Here is a 19,741-nt window from a genome sequence, read left to right as displayed (position 1 = left end):
ATCAATCCTCATCGCGGGTTTTCTCGCGATGCTTCAGCCACAGCCGTACTGCAATCACCACCACAACCACCAGAATTAACCACGCCCAGTGCTTCAGGTGCTGGTCAAGGTTATGCAGCCATGGACCAATCACTTCGCCACCGACGTAACCGAGCGTCGTAAAGATAAGCGCCCAGGCAATCGCGCCAAGAATATTGAGCGGCAGGAAAATTTTCGGCGGCAGATGGCTGGCACCTATCAGTATCGGGCCGATAATTCGAAAGCCGTACATAAAGCGTGTGCCAATGACGAACAGATAGGGATGACGCTGGATCAGTCTTTGGGCGCGGCGAATTTTCTTGCGATGTTTCGTAAAACGCTTCAGGAGCCCTGGTCCGAAACGCAGTCCCAGAAAGTAGAGCAGCTGGTCGCCAATCATTCCCCCCAGGGCGACTGCGGCGACGACCAGCGGGAATTTCAGTAAACCCTGATGCGCGGCGACGCCGCCTAACAATGTGATGGTTTCGCCTTCTGCCACGCTACCAACGACCAGCGCGGCGTATCCATATTGCTCAATAAGATTGTTGATATCCATTACGTAAACGTCATCTCCCTCGGTATACCTCCGTTAATCATATACCCCATGAATCAACAGCGGGGAAATCAACGGAAATTTCCTGCTGTACATAAAATAATCTAAAGCCTGCATTATACTTAAAGTATCACTGACGGACCGACAACAAGGGGGCTCTATGAACCATGTCTGGGGACTTTTCTCCCATCCCGATCGTGAAATGCACGTCATCAAAAGTGAGAATGAAACCGTCTCGCATCATTACACGCACCATGTGTTGCTGATGGCCGCGGTGCCGGTAATATGCGCTTTTATCGGAACAACTCAAATTGGCTGGAACTTCGGGGATGGCACCGTGGTTCAGCTTTCATGGTTTACCGGGCTTTATCTGGCCATCATCTTTTATGGCCTGATGCTGGCGGGGGTTGCCGTCATGGGGCGTGTCATTCACTGGATGGCGCGTAACTACCCGCAACGTCCATCGCTGGCGCACTGTATGGTCTTCGCCGGATATGTCGCGACCCCGCTGTTTTTAAGCGGTATTGTTGCGCTCTATCCACTGGTCTGGTTGTGCGCGCTGATCGGTACCATTGCCCTCTTTTACACCGGTTATTTGCTGTATCTGGGGGTTCCAACCTTCCTGAATATCAATAAAGAAGAGGGCCTGAGCTTCTCCAGTTCAACACTCGCCATCGGCGTGCTGGTGCTGGAGGCGTTACTGGCGCTGACGGTAATTCTTTGGGGTTATGGATACCGTCTCTTCTAAGTTCACTGCATTGCTGGCGTAAATGCCAGCAATGCAGCATCTGCTCACGATTATCCGCTGGCGACAAAGCGCGGTGACGGCTATGATGCCGAAGCCAGCCTGTGTTTACCATCAACACAGGCGGTGTACGTCATTACGTGCGTGAATAATTATCAGAAGTCTCACCATGCTGAAATTCCGAGTCTCTTTACTTAGCCTGGCACTGTTGCTGGGGGCGTCTGCTGCCGTGCCAGCCATCGCCAAAACGCCCGCGGTGACCGCCGCTGCTGCCCAGCCACAAATTGCCTCCGGCAGCGCGATGATTGTTGATCTCAACACCAATAAGGTCATTTACGCCAGCCATCCGGACCTGGTGCGTCCGATTGCCTCCATTACCAAATTAATGACCGCGATGGTGGTGCTTGATGCACATCTGCCGCTGGACGAAAAACTGAAAGTGGATATTAGCCACACGCCGGAGATGAAAGGAATTTATTCCCGTGTGCGACTGAACAGTGAAATCAGCCGTAAAAATATGCTGCTGCTGGCGCTGATGTCATCTGAAAACCGCGCTGCGGCGAGCCTCGCCCACCACTATCCGGGCGGCTACGACGCATTTATTCGTGCGATGAATGCGAAAGCCAAATCGCTGGGGATGAACAATACGCATTATGTTGAACCGACAGGTCTGTCGATTAACAACGTCTCCACCGCCCGCGATCTGACAAAACTGCTGATCGCCAGCAAACAGTACCCGCTGATTGGTCAGCTCAGTACTACCCGTGAAGAGACGGCGACGTTTGCGAACCCGGCCTATACGCTGCCGTTCCGCAATACTAACCATCTGGTTTACCGGGATAACTGGAATATCCAGTTAACGAAAACCGGTTTTACTAATGCCGCGGGACACTGTCTGGTCATGCGTACGGTCTTTAACGGCAAACCGGTAGCGCTGGTGGTGATGGATGCCTTCGGCAAATACACCCACTTCGCGGATGCTAGCCGACTGCGTACCTGGATTGAAACGGGGAAAGTGCAGCCTGTTCCGGCTGCGGCATTGACCTATAAAAAGCAGAAAGCTGAACAGATGGCTACGGCGCAGAACGACTGAGCCACCTGTCACGCCGGGTGGCGGCTTCGCCTTACCCGGCTTACTCCGGCAGCGTCCAGTCTCCATCATTGAGTGGACGCTGCATAATCACCGTATCCCGCCAGTCGCCTTTCTTGTATCCCACGCTGCGCAACTGACCGACAATCTCAAAGCCGTGTTTTTTGTGCAGCCGTAACGAACCGGGATTATTACTGCCATCCCCCACAACGGCAATCATCTGACGCCATGGACCTTGTTCGCAGCGCGCAATTAGCGCACTCATTAATGCAGAGCCAAAACCGCGTCCGGTGGTGCTGGCATCCACGTAAATTGACTCTTCCAGAGTATAGCGATAGGCGTGTCGCGGGCGGTAAGGTGTGGCATAGCAATAGCCCACAACGATGCCGCGATAAAGAGCGATAAGCCACGGTAAACCGTTCTCTGCCACACCTTTCATACGTTGACGCATTTCATCAATGGTGGGGGGAACTTCTTCAAATGACGCACGCCCGTGAAGCACATGCCAGGCATAGATGGCCGCGATGGCATGCACATCATCGGGAAGGGCATCGCGCACTTCCAGTTCGGTTTCGGATAAAACATCAACAGCCGACATGATGTGCCTGCTCCTCGTTATAGAATGCCGGAGAAACGTTTCTCCGGCGTCAGACAGTTACTCTATTACGATTAAGGAGCGCTTAACAATCTCTCAAATTTGGCTGTAGGAATTAATCAGAAGCTTGCGTAATCTGCTATTCCGTGTCGGCACTCTCTTTCCAGTATTTCTTCCGCGTTGTTTTACCGATACCGGGGTTCATGCTGTTTGTAGGGTCATTCTGGCGATAAAACTGCTTAAGTGCGTCAGGGGCTTTATAAAGATGACCGACGTTGTGTTCTGCAGGATATTGTGCGCCACGTTCACGCAACAGAGTGAGCATCTGCTCTTTCAGTTCGTGTGCATCGACCCCTTTTTTAACGATGTAATCCTGATGGAAGACGTAGCACATAAAGTGGCCATAATAGAGCTTGTGTACCAGTTTGCTGTCGATCTCTGGCGGCAGGTGTTCAAACCACTCGGTATCGTTGCGTCGCAGGGCGATATCCAGTGCCAGAATATCTTCCACCTCTTCTGAATGCACCGCCTGATAACGGATGGCGGCACCCGCAGCGGCAAAACGGTGCAGGAAGGCTTTGCTGCCTTCTTCAGGGGTACAGGCAAAGAAATCCCCGTCGGCGGTTTTGAAGAATTCGCTCAGCCAGGTCTGCGCCTCGGTAATCCCGTCACCGGCCATTTTCAGCAGTAAATGGTGTTCATATTTGTCGCGCCAGGTTTTCATCCGCTCCGGTAAATGCGCCGGGAAGACGTTGCCTAACTTCTGCATAAAGCGATCAGTGAAGTGAGGTTTAAACAGCGATACTTTCTCCAGCATCGCATCGGTGCGGCCCTTCATCGTGAAGAAGAACGGCATTTTGTCGGTGCCGAGCTTGTCGATCATCAGGAAGGTGTCTTTGCCGTAGCGCTCGGCAATGTCGTAAATATCCCGGTGCATATATTCGCCCGCCACGGGCAGGTGCGTGAATTCACCCAGAATATGGCGACGGATCTCGGTCAGAACCTCAGGCTGATTGGTACCGATGTAAAACACCTGTTGTTTTTTCTCTGCCGGGAATGTGTCGAGGCGTACCGCAAAAACCGCCAGCTTGCCCGCGCAGCCAGAAGATTCAAACAGACGATCCGGATCGGCGTTATAACGGGCTGGCGTATCGGCTTCGATATCCCTTACGCGGGTAACGTAATCGTGATCGTGTGCATGACGGCCATCGTGCTGAACGTCTTCATCTTTAACGCGATCATCGTCAAGTTTGCTGAGGATTTGTTCCGGCGTAACGCCCAGATCAATCCCCAGATGGTTAACCAGTGTCAGTTTGCCGTTTTCGTCAATACGGGCAAAAAGCGACATCTCGGTATAAGCGGGGCCACGCTGTACCAGTGAGCCGCCGGAGTTGTTGCAGATCCCTCCGACCACAGAGGCGCCAATGCAGGACGAACCGATCACCGAGTGCGGCTCACGACCCAGCGGCTTAAGTGCTTTTTCCAGGGAGTAGAGCGTTGTACCAGGGAAGGCGAGCACCTGCTCGCCTTTATCCAGCAGGTGTAATTTGTCGAGGCGCAGGGTGCTGATGATGACAATGTCACGATCGTAATCGTTGCCATTCGGCGTTGAGCCTTCGGTCAGGCCGGTATTGGCCGCCTGCATTAAAATAATCTTGTCTGCGGTGACGCAGGCGCTCAGCACGCGCCACAGTTCCAGCAGCGTACCGGGGAAAACCACCGCCAGCGCCTCACCCTGACCGGAGCGAAAACCCTTACGGTAGCGGGCGGTTTTGGCCGGGTCGGTAAGCAGGTGAGAGGAGCCAACCAGGCGCGACAGTTCGTTGATAAACGTCGTGTTATTGTGAGTTTGAACAGAAGACATCTTCCACTCCTTGTGGTGGGGCAAATTTCTCGCTGTAAAGCATAGCGCGATTAACTGTTAAGCGGTCGAGTATTCACGAGAAAAATCAGAGAATAACCCTGCAACGTTCAGAGGGTTTGTGGCACACTGCGCCTTTCGCACGGTTTGGCCGAGATCTTCCGGCGGTTATTGATGAGAGAGTATAACAACATGAAATGGCTATGTTCTGTAGGTGTTGCCGTCAGCCTGGCGCTGCAACCCGCGCTGGCAGAGGATTTGTTTGGCAATCATCCGCTTACGCCTGAAGCCCGGGACGCGTTTGTGACGGAATTGCTCAAGAAAATGACGGTCGATGAGAAAATCGGCCAGTTGCGTCTTATCAGCGTTGGCCCGGATAACCCGAAAGAGGCCATCCGTGAAATGATTAAGGATAGTCAGGTCGGGGCGATTTTTAATACCGTCACCCGTCAGGATATCCGCAAAATGCAGGACCAGGTGATGGAACTCAGTCGCCTGAAAATACCGCTGTTCTTCGCCTATGACGTGCTGCACGGTCAGCGCACCGTCTTCCCTATCAGCCTTGGTTTAGCCTCCTCCTTTAACCTCGACGCGGTGAAAACCGTGGGACGAGTTTCCGCGTATGAAGCGGCAGATGATGGCCTGAATATGACCTGGGCACCGATGGTCGACGTCTCCCGCGATCCGCGCTGGGGCCGTGCGTCCGAAGGCTTTGGTGAAGATACGTATTTAACCGCCACGATGGGTAAAACCATGGTGGAAGCGATGCAGGGCAAAAGCCCGGCAGACCGTTACTCTGTCATGACCAGCGTTAAGCATTTCGCCGCTTACGGTGCAGTGGAGGGCGGCAAAGAGTACAACACCGTCGATATGAGCCCGCAGCGCCTGTTCAACGATTATATGCCGCCGTACAAGGCTGGTCTGGACGCGGGCAGCGGTGCGGTAATGGTGGCGCTGAACTCGCTGAACGGCACACCTGCGACGTCTGATTCCTGGCTGCTGAAAGACGTATTGCGCGACCAGTGGGGCTTTAAGGGCATCACCGTTTCTGACCACGGTGCCATTAAAGAACTGATCAAACACGGTACCGCATCCGATCCGGAAGATGCCGTGCGCGTGGCGCTCAAGTCCGGCATTAACATGAGCATGAGCGACGAGTACTACAGCAAATACCTGCCGGGGCTGGTGAAGAGCGGCAAGGTAACGATGGCGGAGCTGGACGATGCCACGCGTCACGTGCTGAACGTGAAATATGACATGGGGCTGTTTAACGATCCGTACAGTCACCTGGGGCCAAAAGACTCTGACCCGGTAGATACCAACGCCGAAAGCCGCCTGCATCGTAAAGAAGCGCGTGAAGTCGCGAGTGAAAGCCTGGTGCTGCTGAAGAACCGCCTCGACACACTGCCGCTGAAAAAATCCGGTACCATTGCCGTGGTAGGCCCGCTGGCTGACAGCAAGCGCGACGTGATGGGGAGTTGGTCCGCAGCGGGCGTCGCTGACCAGTCCGTGACCGTGCTGACGGGTATTAAGAACGCGGTCGGTGAAAACGCCAGGGTGGTCTATGCCAAAGGGGCTAACGTCACTAACGATAAAGACATCGTGACGTTCCTCAACCAGTATGAGGAAGCGGTGAAGGTTGACCCTCGTACGCCGAAAGAGATGATCGATGAAGCGGTTAAGACGGCAAAACAGTCTGATGTCGTTGTGGCGGTTGTGGGAGAAGCGCAGGGGATGGCGCATGAAGCTTCCAGCCGTACTGATATCACCATTCCGCAAAGCCAGCGCGATTTGATCGCTGCCCTGAAAGCGACCGGCAAGCCGCTGGTGCTGGTGTTGATGAATGGTCGTCCGCTGGCGCTGGTAAAAGAGGACCAGCAGGCTGACGCCATTCTGGAAACCTGGTTCGCCGGTACCGAAGGCGGTAACGCGATTGCCGACGTACTGTTTGGCGATTATAACCCGTCGGGCAAATTGCCGATGTCCTTCCCGCGCTCCGTTGGTCAGATCCCTGTTTACTACAGCCATCTGAACACCGGTCGTCCGTACAACGCCGACAAACCGAACAAGTACACGTCTCGTTACTTCGACGAAGCTAACGGCCCGCTGTATCCGTTTGGTTATGGCCTGAGCTACACCACCTTCAAGGTCTCTGACGTGAAAATGTCGTCCCCGAGCCTGAAGCGTGACGGTAAAGTGACAGCCAGTGTTGAGGTGACTAACACCGGTAAACGCGAAGGGGCTACGGTGATCCAGATGTACGTCCAGGATGTGACGGCCTCCATGAGTCGTCCGGTGAAGCAGCTGCGTGGCTTTGAAAAGGTCAACCTGAAACCAGGTGAAACCAAAACCATCAGCTTCCCAATTGACGTGGACGCGCTGAAGTTCTGGAATCAGCAGATGAAATACGATGCTGAGCCTGGCAAATTCAACGTGTTTATCGGCGTGGATTCTGCCCGGGTGAATAAAGGCGAGTTCGAACTGCTGTAATCTTTCCTTCCTTTGCATCCCCCGTTCGCGGGGGATGATTCTTACCTTATGCTAAAAAGTCATTTTGACGGTTAATCGCGCCGTTTTAAGCTACGCTTTTCTCTCAAGCCTCTGAAAAAGGCAGCAAAAAATATGAGGATAGCGGAATGACGATTGCAAAGGGGATGTTGGGATCTGCGGTGCTGCTGGCGGCACTAAGTCTGCCGTTACAGGCAGCGGAGCCGGTAAAAGTGGGCTCAAAGATAGATACCGAAGGCGCGCTGCTCGGCAATATCATTTTGCAGGTGCTCGAAAGCCACGGCGTCAAAACCGTCAATAAAGTCCAGTTGGGCACTACACCTGTCGTGCGCGGCGCGATTACCTCCGGTGAGCTGGATATCTACCCGGAATACACCGGTAACGGGGCATTCTTCTTCAAAGATGAAAACGATCCGGCATGGAAAAACGCCAAAGCCGGATATGACAAAGTCAAAAAGCTCGATGCTGAACAGAACAAGCTGGTCTGGCTGACTCCGGCTCCGGCCAACAACACCTGGACTATCGCGGTGCGTAAAGACGTGGCGGAGAAAGGTAAGCTGACCTCGCTGGCGGATCTCAGCCGTTACCTGAAAGAGAAGGGCGACTTTAAGCTTGCGGCGTCGGCAGAATTTATCGAGCGTCCTGATGCGCTACCTGCGTTCGAAAAAGCCTATGATTTCAAGCTTGACCAGGCGCAACTGCTCTCTCTGGCAGGCGGCGATACGGCGGTGACCATCAAAGCCGCAGCACAGCAAACCTCTGGCGTAAACGCGGCAATGGCCTACGGTACCGACGGTCCGGTGGCAGCGCTTGGTCTGCAAACCCTGTCCGATCCAAAAGGCGTGCAGCCGATTTATGCCCCGACGCCGGTGGTACGTGAGGCAGTGCTGAAAACCTACCCGGAGATTGCCGACTGGCTCAAACCTGTTTTTGAAAAACTGGATGAAAAAACGCTGCAACAGTTGAATGCCAGCATTGCCGTCGAGGGGCTGGATGCCAAAAAAGTGGCCGCCGACTTCCTGAAACAACAAGGGCTTGTGAAGTAACGGGAAAAGCTGTGCCAATAAAATGTCATAACCGCGTACTGCTGTTGTTGGCCTGTGTGACCATCGCAGCAGTCGCGTTACCGTTTGTGAATGTCGCCCCTAATCGCCTGATGTCGGGGGAGGGGCGTGCTCTCTGGGAAGTCTGGTCGCTTACGCCGTGGTTGCTGGCGGTGGCGCCGGGGGCGTGGGTTGCGCTATCGCTCTGGCAAGGTCGTACAGCGCAATGGTTGACGTTACTGCTCTCTGAAGGGCTCTTTATCACCCTTTTCTGGGGAGCCGGGCTTGCGGCAACGCATATGGTGTCGGCGGAAAGTCCGCTGGCAAGAACGACGGTGGGGAGCGGCCTGTGGCTGTGGCTGGCGTTGTGCCTGCTCGCCTGCAGCGATGCTATACGTCGCCTCATCTCTGCGTCCGTCTGGCGCTGGGTACTTAATGCGCAGATATGGGTTATTCCATTGCTCCTGCTTTTTAGTGGCGAGCTGAACAATCTCTCGCTGTTAAAGGAGTACGCCAACCGTCAGGAGGTGTTTGATGATGCCCTGACGCAACATCTGACCATTCTCTTCGGTACGCTCTTCCCTGCTCTCCTGCTCGGGATCCCACTGGGCATGTGGTGTTATCGCCATCCTTCACGTCAGGGGGGAGTTTTTGCCGTGCTGAACGTTATCCAGACTATCCCTTCCGTTGCGCTATTTGGTCTGCTGATTGCCCCCCTGGCCGGGCTGGTGAAGTCATTTCCTGTGTTGGGAACAATAGGTATAGCCGGAACGGGATTAACCCCCGCCCTGATCGCGCTGGTGTTGTATGCACTGTTGCCGCTGGTGCGTGGTGTGGTTGCGGGCTTAAGCCAGGTCGCCCCGGATGTGCTGGAAAGCGCCCATGCGATGGGGATGAGCACGCGACAATGTTTCTGGCAGATACAGCTACCGCTGGCACTGCCCCTGCTGCTGCGTAGCCTGCGGGTAGTGGCGGTTCAGACCGTCGGCATGGCGGTCATTGCGGCGCTGATTGGGGCGGGCGGTTTTGGCGCGCTGGTATTCCAGGGGCTGCTGAGTAGTGCCCTGGATCTGGTGCTATTAGGCGTGGTTCCCACGATTGCGCTGGCGGTTGTCGTCGACGCGCTGTTTGCCTTATGGCTCGCGCTGCTCAGGAGAAGAGCCAATGATTGAATTTCATGATGTTAGTAAAACTTTTGCGGGACGCCCGGCGGCAAGCCACCTGAACCTGAACTTTGCCGAGGGTGCGTTTTCCGTGCTGATAGGTACCTCTGGCTCGGGAAAATCCACCACCCTGAAGATGATCAATCGTCTGGTTGAGCATGATAGCGGTTTGATCCGCTTTGCCGGAGAGGAGATCCGCAGCCTGCCGGTGCTGGAATTGCGTCGCCGGATGGGATATGCCATTCAGTCGATAGGCCTGTTTCCTCACTGGACAGTGGCGCAGAACATTGCCACCGTACTGCAACTGGAGAAGTGGTCGCGGGCAAAAATAGCTGACAGGGTTGATGAACTGATGTCTTTGCTGGGGTTAGAGCCCGCACTGCGTGATCGCTATCCGCACCAGCTTTCCGGGGGACAGCAGCAGCGAGTGGGGGTAGCGCGCGCCCTGGCGGCCAACCCACAGGTATTGTTGATGGATGAACCCTTTGGTGCGCTTGACCCGGTCACGCGCGGGGCGCTACAGGCGGAAATGACCCGTATTCACCGCATTCTCGGACGCACGATCGTTCTCGTGACACACGATATTGATGAAGCCCTGCGTCTGGCCGACCATCTGGTGTTGATGGATCACGGCGAAGTGGTTCAGCAGGGGACCCCGCTCGAACTGTTAAGCCACCCGAAAAGTGATTTTGTGCGTGAGTTTTTTGGCCGTAGTGAACTGGGGGTCAGGCTGCTCTCTCTGCGGACGGTCAGCGACTATATGCGTCGGGAAGATGCGGCTGTGGGTGGTGAACCGTTGCAGGAGCAGATGAGCCTGCGGGATGCGCTCTCCGCGTTTGTTGCAGGTCAGTGTGAGGTGCTACCTGTTGCGGACGCCCTCGGTGCGCCGTGTGGTGCTTTGCATTTTCGCGATCTGCTGGCTGGGGAGGTGATACGTGAAGACACTGCGTGATCCGCTTCTCTGGCTGGTAGCCATCTTTGTCGCCTTACTGTTTCTGATGCCACACAGCGCGGCGCTGTTCAGCACCCTTTTTCCTGGGCTGCCACGACCGGTCTATCAGCAGGAGAGCTTTATTAATCTTGCTCTGGCACATCTCTGGCTGGTGGCCCTCTCAAGCGCTATTGCTGTTGTGCTGGGAGTGGGGGCTGGCATTGCGGTGACACGGCCAGCAGGCCGGGAATTTCGTCCGCTGGTTGAGACGATAGCGGCCATTGGTCAGACGTTTCCACCGGTGGCGGTGCTGGCGATAGCGGTTCCGGTCATGGGCTTTGGTCAGCAGCCGGCAATTATTGCGCTGATTTTATATGGCGTATTGCCCATTCTGCAGGGCACGCTGGCGGGTATCGCGGCAGTACCTGCGTCTGTATTGAGTGTGGCTGAAGGGATGGGGATGAGTCGTGGGCAGCAACTACGTAAGGTTGAATTGCCGTTAGCCGCACCTGTGATTATTACCGGGATCCGCACGTCGGTGATTATCAACATCGGAACGGCAACAATTGCTTCGACGGTAGGAGCCAATACGCTGGGAACGCCGATTATTATCGGCTTAAGCGGGTTTAATACGGCCTATATTGTGCAGGGGGCGGTGCTGGTTGCGCTGGCGGCAATCGTCGTCGATCGTGTTTTTGAGCGGCTGGCGCTGCACCTCAGCCGACACCGCCGCGAACAATAAACGAATATCCTGCCAGCATCACGCCACCGATACCGCTTACGGCCATCAGGACAAAAAGGGTAATAATGGCCAGTTTGGTTGCCTTCATCATCTGCTCCTGTTGTTAACGGAACAATTATACGGTGAAGCGCAGCTGTTAATGAACCATTAAATGCCGTTACGGTTCATCCGGGCCAAGTGAATAAACCGGGTAACCATGTTCACGCCATTCCGTCAGCAACTGTTGCTGCGAGGCGGATGGCACTTCGCCACACCAGACCAGCAGAGTCTGACCATCGAAAAATTCGGGCCGCAGCTGCGCCAGCGAATGCGCAAGGACATCCACGCGCCAGCCCTTTTGCGTTGCAATCCATGCCTCCAGCCACAGGCGGGTGGTATCGTGTACGTTCCAGCCGACCACCAGCGCATCTTTCCCGGCCTTGTTCTTGGCGGAGGCAAGGCAGACGGCAATGTAGTTGATAAGCACACCATCAAGCATACTGAGCAACGCCTGCAGGGTGGACTGCTGGCACTGCAGACGACGGCGAAGCGGAATGAAAAGATGTGTGATCAGTGTTTGTGCCGGATAATCGCGCCCTTGCTCTTTTATCCATGTACGCAGGCGCTGCAGGTTGCCTGCCTGCAGAAGTCTTAGCAGGGTTTCCTGTTGTTCGCGCCAGAGGTGCTGTGTGTCAGGATCGTCCTGGCAAAGCAGCGACTTTACTTTGCCAACCTGCACACCGTTGTCGATCCAGCTTTTAATCTCACGGATCCGGTCGATATCGGCATCGTTGAAAAGGCGATGTCCGCCATCTGTTCTTTGCGGCTTGAGTAATCCATACCGCCGTTGCCACGCCCGTAGAGTAACGGGATTGATATCACAAAGGAGTGCTACTTCACCTATTGTGTAAAGCGCCATATTCGCCCCCTGGCTCACGCTTTCCCAGTTTAAATGTAGACCCACTTTGCCGAACCAGGAAGGATTGATTGATTTTTGAACAAACATTGCGAAGCATGCGCGATATTCAGAAAAAGGTGTGATAACGGACACGATTTTGCGCTTTTTTGGGGTGCTTCAAAGAAAGTAACCCCTTATCAGTGTATGTTACGCGTTTTTAGCGTGTGCGGTTTTGAGTATGTACGAGTTTAATCTGGTGCTGCTGTTGCTTCAGCAGATGTGCGTGTTCCTTGTCATTGCCTGGCTGATGAGTAAAACGCGCCTGTTTATTCCGCTGATGCAAGTCACTGTCCGTCTGCCGCACAAATTCCTCTGCTACGTCGTATTTTCCATATTCTGCATTATGGGGACCTGGTTTGGCCTCCATATCGAAGACTCTATTGCTAATACACGCGCTATCGGCGCGGTGATGGGGGGATTGCTTGGCGGTCCCGTCGTCGGTGGTCTTGTCGGTTTAACGGGTGGCCTGCATCGCTATTCCATGGGCGGGATGACGGCACTCAGTTGCATGATCTCCACGATCGTAGAAGGGCTGCTCGGTGGCCTGGTGCATAGCTACCTGATCAAACGTGGCCGTCCGGATAAAGTCTTCAGCCCACTGACCGCAGGTGCGATTACCTTTGTCGCCGAAATGGCACAGATGGCGATCATTTTGCTGATCGCCCGCCCATTTGAGGATGCACTTCATCTGGTGAACAGTATTGCCGCCCCGATGATGGTGACCAACACCGTGGGTGCGGCGCTGTTTATGCGCATTTTGCTCGATAAACGTGCCATGTTTGAGAAGTACACCTCGGCGTTTTCCGCAACAGCGCTGAAGGTTGCCGCGTCGACGGAAGGGATACTGCGCCAGGGCTTTAACGAAGAAAACAGCATGAAGGTTGCGCTGGTTCTCTATAAAGAGCTGGATATCGGTGCCGTGGCGATAACCGACCGTGAGCGGCTGCTGGCCTTTACCGGTACCGGGGATGATCACCATTTGCCTGGTAAACCCATCTCATCAGCCTATACGTTGCGCGCCATTGAAACCGGCGAAGTGGTTTATGCCGACGGTAACGAAGTGCCTTATCGCTGTTCGCTGCATCCGCAGTGCAAACTGGGTTCTACGCTGGTCATTCCGTTGCGCGGAGAAAACCAGAGAGTGATGGGTACCATCAAACTGTATGAAGCGAAAAATCGCCTGTTCAGTTCAATCAACCGCACGCTGGGGGAGGGGATAGCCCAGTTGCTTTCCGCACAGATCCTGGCCGGGCAGTATGAGCGCCAGAAGGCGTTGTTGACCCAGTCAGAGATTAAACTCCTGCATGCCCAGGTGAACCCGCACTTCCTGTTTAATGCCCTTAATACGCTGAAAGCGGTTATCCGTCGCGACAGCGATCAGGCCGCGCAGCTGGTGCAGTTTTTGTCGACCTTTTTCCGTAAGAACCTGAAGCGTCCCTCTGAGATCGTGACCCTGGCCGATGAGATTGAGCACGTTAATGCTTATCTGCAGATTGAGCAGGCACGTTTCCAGTCGCGCCTGCAGGTGTCGCTCTCCGTCCCGGATGAGCTGGCCCATCAACATCTTCCTGCTTTTACCCTGCAGCCTATTGTAGAAAATGCCATCAAACACGGTACCTCACAGCTTCTGGGTATCGGGGAGGTCACTATTTCCGCCAGTCGTTTTAATCATCATCTGGTGCTCGATATCGAAGATAACGCCGGGCTTTACCAGCCTTCCGCCTCAGGGGGTTTAGGCATGAGTCTGGTGGATAAACGTCTGCGTGCCCATTTTGGCGATGACTGCGGCATCACCGTCGCCTGTGAACCAGACCGATTCACCCGTATTACCGTACGACTGCCGCTGGAGGAAAACGCATGCTAAGAGTGCTGATTGTGGATGATGAGCCGCTGGCACGGGAAAACCTGCGCGTCCTGCTGCAGGAGCAGCCTGATATTGAGATTGTGGGTGAGTGTTCGAACGCCATTGAGGCTATTGGTGCTGTCCACAAACTGCGCCCGGACGTGTTGTTCCTCGACATTCAGATGCCCCGAATTAGCGGGCTGGAGATGGTCGGGATGCTTGATCCGGAGCATCGTCCCTACATCGTGTTTCTGACTGCGTTTGACGAATATGCCGTTAAAGCCTTTGAGGAGCACGCGTTTGATTATTTACTCAAGCCGATTGAAGAGAAGCGGCTGGAAAAGACCCTGACCCGATTACGCCAGGAGCGTACCGTTCAGGATGTCACGCTGTTGCCCGAGAACCAGCAGCCGCTGAAGTTTATTCCCTGTACCGGACACAGCCGGATTTATCTTTTGCAGATGGATGATGTGGCGTTTGTCAGCAGCCGTCTGAGCGGCGTATTTGTTACCAGTGCGGAAGGAAATGAAGGGTTTACCGAGCTGACCTTGCGGACGCTGGAGAGCCGCACGCCGCTCATTCGCTGCCATCGCCAGTATCTGGTGAACATGGCGCACCTGAAAGAGATCCGCCTGGAAGATAACGGTCAGGCAGAACTGGTGCTGCGCGCAGGGCAAACGGTGCCCGTTAGTCGTCGCTACCTGAAAAGTTTGAAAGAGGCGATTGGCCTGTAAAGCTGGTACACTGCGCGCCATTGCATCATCGACATTCGAAGGCTCTATGCTCAGTAACGATATACTCCGTAGCCTGCGCTACACCCTGAAAGCGAATAATAACGACATGGTGCGCATTCTTGCGCTCTCCGACATGGAGTCCACGTCGTCTGGTTTTGATATCTGGATGACCAAAGAAGACGAAGAGGGGTTTGTCCGCTGCCCGGACATTATTCTGTCTGGCTTCCTGAATGGTCTGATCTACGACAAGCGCGGTAAAGATGAGTCTGCGCCAGAGCTGGCGCTGGAGCGTCGCGTAAACAACAATACGGTGCTGAAAAAGCTGCGTATTGCGTTTTCACTGAAGACTGACGATATCCTGGCGATCATGACCGAGCAGAAATTCCGCGTGTCGATGCCAGAGATAACAGCCATGATGCGTGCACCGGACCATAAGAACTATCGCGAGTGCGGCGACCAGTTTATGCGCTATTTCTTGCGTGGGCTGACGAATCGCATACACAGCGCGAAACCATAAAAAAAGCCGGAGATAATCTCCGGCTTTTTTGTTATTTCACCTGCTGTCCCGGTTTTGCGCCTTCGTCAGGACTTAACAGGAAGATATCTTTTCCGCCAGGGCCTGCGGCCATCACCATCCCTTCAGAGATGCCGAAGCGCATTTTGCGTGGTGCCAGGTTTGCGACCATGACCGTCTGGCGGCCAATCAGCACCTGCGGGTCAGGATACGCGGAACGAATACCCGAGAAGACGTTACGTTTCTCGCCGCCCAGATCCAGTGTCAGACGCAGCAGTTTATCGGAACCATCCACAAACTCTGCGTTTTCAATCAGCGCCACGCGCAGATCGACTTTCGCGAAGTCATCAAAAGTGATGGTGTCCTGAATCGGGTCGTCAGCCAGCGGGCCGGTGACTGGAGCCGCAGCGGCTTTCACTTCTTCTTTAGAGGCTTCAACCAGGGCTTCAACCTGTTTCATTTCAATGCGGTTATACAGCGCCTTGAAGGTGTTCACTTTATGGCTGAGCAGCGGCTGAGCAATCGCATCCCAGGTCAGTTCAGTGTTCAGGAACGTTTCTGCACGTGCAGCAAGCTGTGGCAGAACCGGCTTCAGGTACGTCATCAGCACGCGGAACAGGTTGATACCCATTGAGCAGATAGCCTGCAAATCTGCATCACGGCCTTCCTGTTTCGCCACCACCCATGGAGCCTGTTCATCCACGTAGCGGTTAGCCAGGTCTGCCAGCGCCATGATTTCACGCACGGCTTTACCGAACTCACGTGCTTCCCACGCTTCGCCAATAGTCGCAGCGGCATCGGTGAAGGTTTTGTACAGGGCTGGGTCAGCCAGTTCGGCCGCCATCACGCCGTCAAAACGCTTCGCGATAAAGCCCGCGTTACGGGATGCCAGGTTCACCACTTTGTTGACGATGTCGGCGTTCACGCGCTGTACGAAATCTTCCAGATTCAGGTCGATATCGTCGATACGGGAAGAGAGTTTCGCGGTGTAGTAGTAGCGCAGGCTGTCCGCATCGAAGTGGTTCAGCCAGGTGCTGGCTTTAATGAACGTCCCGCGGGACTTGGACATCTTCGCGCCGTTTACCGTCACGTAGCCGTGTACGAACAGGTTAGTTGGCTTGCGGAAGTTGCTGCCTTCCAGCATCGCCGGCCAGAACAGACTGTGGAAGTAGACGATGTCTTTACCGATGAAGTGATAAAGCTCGGCTGTGGAATCTTTCTTCCAGTATTCGTCGAAGCTGACGGTATCGCCACGTTTGTCGCACAGGTTCTTGAAGGAGCCCATATAGCCGATTGGCGCATCCAGCCAGACGTAGAAATATTTACCCGGTGCATTCGGAATTTCGAAACCGAAGTACGGCGCATCACGGGAGATATCCCACTGCTGCAGACCGGACTCGAACCACTCCTGCATCTTGTTCGCCACCTGCTCCTGCAGCGCGCCGCTGCGGGTCCACGCCTGCAGCATTTCGCTGAAGGATGGCAGGTCGAAGAAGAAGTGTTCGGAGTCACGCATCACAGGTGTTGCGCCGGACACCACGGATTTCGGCTCGATAAGCTCGGTCGGGCTGTAGGTCGCGCCGCACACTTCGCAGTTATCGCCGTACTGATCCGGGGATTTACACTTCGGACAGGTGCCTTTGACGAAACGGTCCGGCAGGAACATGCCTTTTTCCGGGTCGTACAGCTGAGAGATGGTGCGGTTTTTAATAAAACCGTTCTCTTTCAGACGTGTGTAGATCAGCTCCGACAGCTCACGGTTTTCGTCGCTGTGCGTGGAGTGATAGTTATCATAGCTGATGTCAAAGCCAGCAAAATCAGTCTGATGCTCCTGACTCATTTCGGTAATCATCTGCTCAGGGGAAATCCCCAGTTGCTGAGCTTTCAGCATGATAGGCGTGCCGTGGGCATCGTCCGCACAGATGAAATTAACCTCGTGGCCGCGCATTCGCTGGTAACGGACCCAGACATCAGCCTGGATATGCTCCAGCATGTGGCCGAGGTGGATTGAGCCGTTGGCGTACGGCAGTGCGCACGTTACCAGAATTTTCTTCGCGACTTGAGTCATAGTAGGCATTACTTCTTTTAACTGTGAAAAGGGTTTTTGATATTACCAAAAGGGGCATTATTAAGTAAGCACAAACCACGGCCTTTCAGGTAAACTTGTTCATCTAAGGTCTTATTCACAAGAACAAAGGAGTCGGGATGAGTTCTCAATCCCAGGCCAAATCACCGGAAGCCTTACGAGCAATGGTCGCCGGGACGCTGGCTAACTTTCAGCATCCAACCCTGAAACATAATCTTACGACGCTGAAAGCGTTGCACCACGTCGCCTGGCTGGACGATACCCTGCACATTGAGTTGCAGATGCCGTTTGTCTGGAGCAGCGCATTTGACTCGTTGAAAGAGCAAACCAGCTCTGAACTGCTGCGTATTACCGGTGCAAAAGCGATTGACTGGAAGCTGACCCACAGCATCGCTACCCTGAAGCGGGTGAAAAACCAGCCGGGCGTGAACGGTGTGAAAAACATTATTGCCGTGAGTTCAGGCAAAGGCGGGGTAGGTAAATCTTCTACCGCGGTTAACCTGGCGCTGGCGCTGGCGGCAGAAGGGGCAAAGGTCGGTATTCTGGATGCCGATATCTACGGGCCTTCTATTCCAAACATGCTGGGGGCGGAAAACCAGCGTCCAACCTCGCCGGATGGCACTCACATGGCACCCATCATGGCTCACGGTCTGGCGACTAACTCCATTGGGTATCTGGTCACCGATGATAACGCCATGGTCTGGCGTGGCCCAATGGCCAGCAAAGCGCTGATGCAGATGCTGCAGGAGACGATGTGGCCGGATCTGGATTATCTGGTGCTGGATATGCCACCGGGTACCGGTGATATTCAGCTGACGCTGGCGCAAAACATTCCGGTCACGGGAGCGGTTGTGGTGACCACGCCGCAGGATATCGCGCTGATCGACGCCAAAAAAGGCATCGTGATGTTCGAGAAAGTGGAAGTGCCGGTGCTCGGTATTGTTGAGAACATGAGCACACACATCTGCAGCAACTGCGGTCACCACGAACCGATCTTTGGTACGGGTGGGGCAGAAAAACTGGCCGCGAAATATCACACCCAACTGCTGGGTCAGATGCCGCTGCATATCACTCTGCGTGAGGATCTCGACAGCGGAAAACCGACGGTTGTCAGCCGTCCGGACAGCGAATTTGCTGAGATGTATCGCCAACTGGCGGGGCGCGTTGCAGCGCAGCTCTACTGGCAGGGTGAAGTGATACCGGGCGAAATCGCGTTCCGCGCGGTGTAAGTTCCCAGCTCTGAATTGCCGGGTGGCGGCTTCGCCTTTCCCGGCCTACGAAATACGGTTTTGTAGGTCAGGTAAGCGTAGCGCCACCTGACTTTACCCAAGCAGGAAATGCATCAGATAGTACTCTCCGTCCGGAGAATTTCCCTTCGACTCAATGTGCCAGCCGTGTCGCTGGTAAAACGCAATAGCCCGCGAATTCTTCTCCAGACACTTCAGCGACCCTGTGCTGGTAAACGTCTTCTGCACCTGCTCAAGGAGCAAGTGTCCGACCCCAAAGCTCTGGTACTGCGGGTCAACAAACAGATTGTGCAGAAAATTATCGTTCGTCCAGACCGAAGCAAAACCCAGACGATGACCGTTCTGAACAGCGACCCAAATCACTTCGTCGCGGGTTGCTGCATCAAAGTCTTCCAACTGCCACTGAGAATTGTCCAGCCATGGCCAGGCTTCCCGGCGGGCATGCAGGTAGAGCGTGCGCAGGAAAGGGCGATCGCTCTCCTGCCACGGGCGAATCAGGATCGAATCAGCGATGATAGAAGATATCTCCGTTATAGGCTTTGTAGATCTTGCCATCAGCATCACCGATCAGGACGTAATTCTCGCCCATATAGGTCCAGTGTGTACCGGCATCCGGTGCCGGGAGGTTACGCAACTGGTACTGTTTGATGGTGTACTCGGGCGTTTGATACTGCGCAGGTGCGGTATCGCCAATTTTGAACTTCGTGAAATCAGCAATGAACTCTTGTTCTTCATAGGCCTTGATGCCGGATGGTGCTGCGAATGCAGATCCCGCCAGAGACAGTAAGACACCCAGAAGCAGCAATTTACGCTTAACCATTTTTTCTCCACTTAAACCGTTACTGATACTCTCAGCCTGCTGTTGTGATGACGATGTGGCAGACAGCCTATTCTAAGTATCCCAGCAGACCCTGTTAGAAAAAAAATGTAACAAAAGTGGACGGTTTTGTGTAGATCAAACGGTTAATACCATTTTGTTTATGAATGATATTTCCTAAGATTAATTCATTGCAGCAATGTGTTTTTTAATTAATTCTGAAAATAGGAAATTGCTCTAAGGAAGGTGCGAACAAGTTCCTGATATGAGATCATCATATTCATCCGGAGCGCATCCCAGAGGGACATCATGAG

The 19,741-nt window shown here is 54.2% G+C and carries 19 protein-coding genes; 11 read left to right on the top strand and 8 right to left on the bottom strand.

The genetic code is table 11. The annotated features are described in order from the left end of the window. Position 1: 1 nt before the first annotated feature. Entirely contained in the window at positions 2-574 is a 573-nt protein-coding gene (locus tag V6E55_RS20065) for a DedA family protein (protein WP_316943762.1), read from the bottom strand. Between the two features lie 157 nt (positions 575-731). On the opposite strand from V6E55_RS20065, the gene V6E55_RS20060 reads away from it, so the two are divergent. Both V6E55_RS20060 and pbpG read left to right on the top strand, forming a co-directional pair. Further along, positions 732-1,319, top strand: a complete 588-nt coding sequence (locus V6E55_RS20060; RefSeq protein WP_008500904.1) for a Yip1 family protein — start codon at positions 732-734, stop codon at positions 1,317-1,319. 166 nt (positions 1,320-1,485) lie between these two features. Continuing rightward, positions 1,486-2,409 (top strand): D-alanyl-D-alanine endopeptidase, encoded by a 924-nt coding sequence (gene pbpG, locus V6E55_RS20055; RefSeq protein ID WP_028016319.1) that lies wholly within the window; start codon positions 1,486-1,488, stop codon positions 2,407-2,409. A 40-nt stretch (positions 2,410-2,449) separates the two neighbouring features. On the opposite strand, the gene V6E55_RS20050 is transcribed toward pbpG, so the two are convergent. Together V6E55_RS20050 and dld are read right to left on the bottom strand one after the other, a co-directional pair. Continuing rightward, entirely contained in the window at positions 2,450-3,004 is a 555-nt protein-coding gene (locus V6E55_RS20050; RefSeq protein ID WP_028016320.1) for a GNAT family N-acetyltransferase, read from the bottom strand. Positions 3,005-3,140: 136 nt separating this feature from the next. Next, the gene (dld, locus tag V6E55_RS20045; RefSeq protein ID WP_236921214.1) at positions 3,141-4,865 is read right to left on the bottom strand and encodes a D-lactate dehydrogenase; all 1,725 of its coding nucleotides are present in this window, start codon (positions 4,863-4,865) and stop codon (positions 3,141-3,143) included. A 189-nt stretch (positions 4,866-5,054) separates the two neighbouring features. Between dld and bglX the strand changes: the two genes are divergently transcribed. The 5 genes from bglX to V6E55_RS20020 all read left to right on the top strand — a co-directional run bounded on the left by bglX (position 5,055) and on the right by V6E55_RS20020 (position 11,249). Continuing rightward, positions 5,055-7,352, top strand: a complete 2,298-nt coding sequence (bglX, locus tag V6E55_RS20040; protein ID WP_316943761.1) for a beta-glucosidase BglX — start codon at positions 5,055-5,057, stop codon at positions 7,350-7,352. A gap of 146 nt (positions 7,353-7,498) precedes the next feature. Next, positions 7,499-8,416, top strand: coding sequence for a glycine betaine ABC transporter substrate-binding protein OsmF (osmF, locus tag V6E55_RS20035; RefSeq protein WP_316943760.1), 918 nt, complete (start codon positions 7,499-7,501; stop codon positions 8,414-8,416). Between the two features lie 11 nt (positions 8,417-8,427). Next, positions 8,428-9,585, top strand: a complete 1,158-nt coding sequence (locus V6E55_RS20030; protein WP_316943759.1) for an ABC transporter permease — start codon at positions 8,428-8,430, stop codon at positions 9,583-9,585. Next, positions 9,578-10,528 (top strand): ABC transporter ATP-binding protein, encoded by a 951-nt coding sequence (locus tag V6E55_RS20025; protein ID WP_316943758.1) that lies wholly within the window; start codon positions 9,578-9,580, stop codon positions 10,526-10,528. Before V6E55_RS20030 ends, V6E55_RS20025 begins: the two co-directional genes overlap by 8 nt. After that, entirely contained in the window at positions 10,512-11,249 is a 738-nt protein-coding gene (locus tag V6E55_RS20020; protein WP_316943757.1) for an ABC transporter permease, read from the top strand. Before V6E55_RS20025 ends, V6E55_RS20020 begins: the two co-directional genes overlap by 17 nt. Here the strand turns inward: V6E55_RS20020 and V6E55_RS20015 are convergent. Both V6E55_RS20015 and mlrA read right to left on the bottom strand, forming a co-directional pair. Continuing rightward, positions 11,224-11,337, bottom strand: coding sequence for a protein YohO (locus V6E55_RS20015; protein ID WP_008500895.1), 114 nt, complete (start codon positions 11,335-11,337; stop codon positions 11,224-11,226). The two genes, V6E55_RS20020 and V6E55_RS20015, sit on opposite strands and share 26 nt — an antisense overlap. A 69-nt stretch (positions 11,338-11,406) precedes the next feature. Then, positions 11,407-12,147, bottom strand: coding sequence for an HTH-type transcriptional regulator MlrA (gene mlrA / locus V6E55_RS20010; protein WP_316943756.1), 741 nt, complete (start codon positions 12,145-12,147; stop codon positions 11,407-11,409). Between the two features lie 217 nt (positions 12,148-12,364). Here mlrA and V6E55_RS20005 point away from each other — a divergent pair, with 217 nt between their 5' ends. Genes V6E55_RS20005 through V6E55_RS19995 form a run of 3 tightly spaced genes read left to right on the top strand, consistent with a single transcriptional unit; the run spans position 12,365 to position 15,280 of the window. After that, positions 12,365-14,050: a sensor histidine kinase gene (locus tag V6E55_RS20005; RefSeq protein WP_114977726.1), complete on the top strand. Its 1,686-nt coding sequence runs from the start codon at positions 12,365-12,367 to the stop codon at positions 14,048-14,050. Then, a complete protein-coding gene (gene btsR / locus V6E55_RS20000) occupies positions 14,044-14,763 on the top strand; it encodes a two-component system response regulator BtsR (protein WP_114977727.1) in 720 nt (239 codons plus the stop codon). Before V6E55_RS20005 ends, btsR begins: the two co-directional genes overlap by 7 nt. Before the next feature lie 46 nt (positions 14,764-14,809). Further along, positions 14,810-15,280 carry a DUF1456 family protein gene (locus V6E55_RS19995; RefSeq protein ID WP_114977728.1) on the top strand — a complete coding sequence of 157 codons (471 nt, stop codon included), beginning with the start codon at positions 14,810-14,812 and terminating at the stop codon, positions 15,278-15,280. 31 nt (positions 15,281-15,311) lie between these two features. Here the strand turns inward: V6E55_RS19995 and metG are convergent, their stop codons facing one another. Beyond that, positions 15,312-17,345 (bottom strand): methionine--tRNA ligase, encoded by a 2,034-nt coding sequence (gene metG, locus V6E55_RS19990; RefSeq protein WP_129995370.1) that lies wholly within the window; start codon positions 17,343-17,345, stop codon positions 15,312-15,314. A gap of 137 nt (positions 17,346-17,482) precedes the next feature. Between metG and apbC the strand changes: the two genes are divergently transcribed. Further along, entirely contained in the window at positions 17,483-18,592 is a 1,110-nt protein-coding gene (gene apbC, locus V6E55_RS19985; protein ID WP_316943755.1) for an iron-sulfur cluster carrier protein ApbC, read from the top strand. A gap of 93 nt (positions 18,593-18,685) precedes the next feature. On the opposite strand, the gene V6E55_RS19980 is transcribed toward apbC, so the two are convergent. Together V6E55_RS19980 and V6E55_RS19975 are read right to left on the bottom strand one after the other, a co-directional pair. Then, positions 18,686-19,165 carry a GNAT family N-acetyltransferase gene (locus V6E55_RS19980; RefSeq protein WP_316943754.1) on the bottom strand — a complete coding sequence of 160 codons (480 nt, stop codon included), beginning with the start codon at positions 19,163-19,165 and terminating at the stop codon, positions 18,686-18,688. After that, a complete protein-coding gene (locus V6E55_RS19975; RefSeq protein ID WP_316943753.1) occupies positions 19,116-19,430 on the bottom strand; it encodes an RcnB family protein in 315 nt (104 codons plus the stop codon). Before V6E55_RS19975 ends, V6E55_RS19980 begins: the two co-directional genes overlap by 50 nt. Positions 19,431-19,741 lie beyond the last annotated feature (311 nt).

Origin of the sequence: Enterobacter sp. 342, from assembly GCF_036663495.1 — a bacterium.
Lineage (GTDB): Bacteria > Pseudomonadota > Gammaproteobacteria > Enterobacterales > Enterobacteriaceae > Enterobacter.
This window is presented reverse-complemented; position numbering and strand designations above follow the sequence as displayed.

Excerpts from the sequence above, each read along its gene's own strand:
- V6E55_RS20065 (WP_316943762.1), bottom strand. The coding sequence starts at position 574 with ATGGATATCAACAATCTTATTGAGCAATATGGATACGCCGCGCTGGTC.
- V6E55_RS20060 (WP_008500904.1), top strand. The coding sequence starts at position 732 with ATGAACCATGTCTGGGGACTTTTCTCCCATCCCGATCGTGAAATGCAC.
- pbpG (WP_028016319.1), top strand. The coding sequence starts at position 1,486 with ATGCTGAAATTCCGAGTCTCTTTACTTAGCCTGGCACTGTTGCTGGGG.
- V6E55_RS20050 (WP_028016320.1), bottom strand. The coding sequence starts at position 3,004 with ATGTCGGCTGTTGATGTTTTATCCGAAACCGAACTGGAAGTGCGCGAT.
- dld (WP_236921214.1), bottom strand. The coding sequence starts at position 4,865 with ATGTCTTCTGTTCAAACTCACAATAACACGACGTTTATCAACGAACTG.
- bglX (WP_316943761.1), top strand. The coding sequence starts at position 5,055 with ATGAAATGGCTATGTTCTGTAGGTGTTGCCGTCAGCCTGGCGCTGCAA.
- osmF (WP_316943760.1), top strand. The coding sequence starts at position 7,499 with ATGACGATTGCAAAGGGGATGTTGGGATCTGCGGTGCTGCTGGCGGCA.
- V6E55_RS20025 (WP_316943758.1), top strand. The coding sequence starts at position 9,578 with ATGATTGAATTTCATGATGTTAGTAAAACTTTTGCGGGACGCCCGGCG.
- V6E55_RS20015 (WP_008500895.1), bottom strand. The coding sequence starts at position 11,337 with ATGAAGGCAACCAAACTGGCCATTATTACCCTTTTTGTCCTGATGGCC.
- mlrA (WP_316943756.1), bottom strand. The coding sequence starts at position 12,147 with ATGGCGCTTTACACAATAGGTGAAGTAGCACTCCTTTGTGATATCAAT.
- V6E55_RS20005 (WP_114977726.1), top strand. The coding sequence starts at position 12,365 with ATGTACGAGTTTAATCTGGTGCTGCTGTTGCTTCAGCAGATGTGCGTG.
- btsR (WP_114977727.1), top strand. The coding sequence starts at position 14,044 with ATGCTAAGAGTGCTGATTGTGGATGATGAGCCGCTGGCACGGGAAAAC.
- V6E55_RS19995 (WP_114977728.1), top strand. The coding sequence starts at position 14,810 with ATGCTCAGTAACGATATACTCCGTAGCCTGCGCTACACCCTGAAAGCG.
- metG (WP_129995370.1), bottom strand. The coding sequence starts at position 17,345 with ATGACTCAAGTCGCGAAGAAAATTCTGGTAACGTGCGCACTGCCGTAC.
- apbC (WP_316943755.1), top strand. The coding sequence starts at position 17,483 with ATGAGTTCTCAATCCCAGGCCAAATCACCGGAAGCCTTACGAGCAATG.
- V6E55_RS19980 (WP_316943754.1), bottom strand. The coding sequence starts at position 19,165 with ATGGCAAGATCTACAAAGCCTATAACGGAGATATCTTCTATCATCGCT.
- V6E55_RS19975 (WP_316943753.1), bottom strand. The coding sequence starts at position 19,430 with ATGGTTAAGCGTAAATTGCTGCTTCTGGGTGTCTTACTGTCTCTGGCG.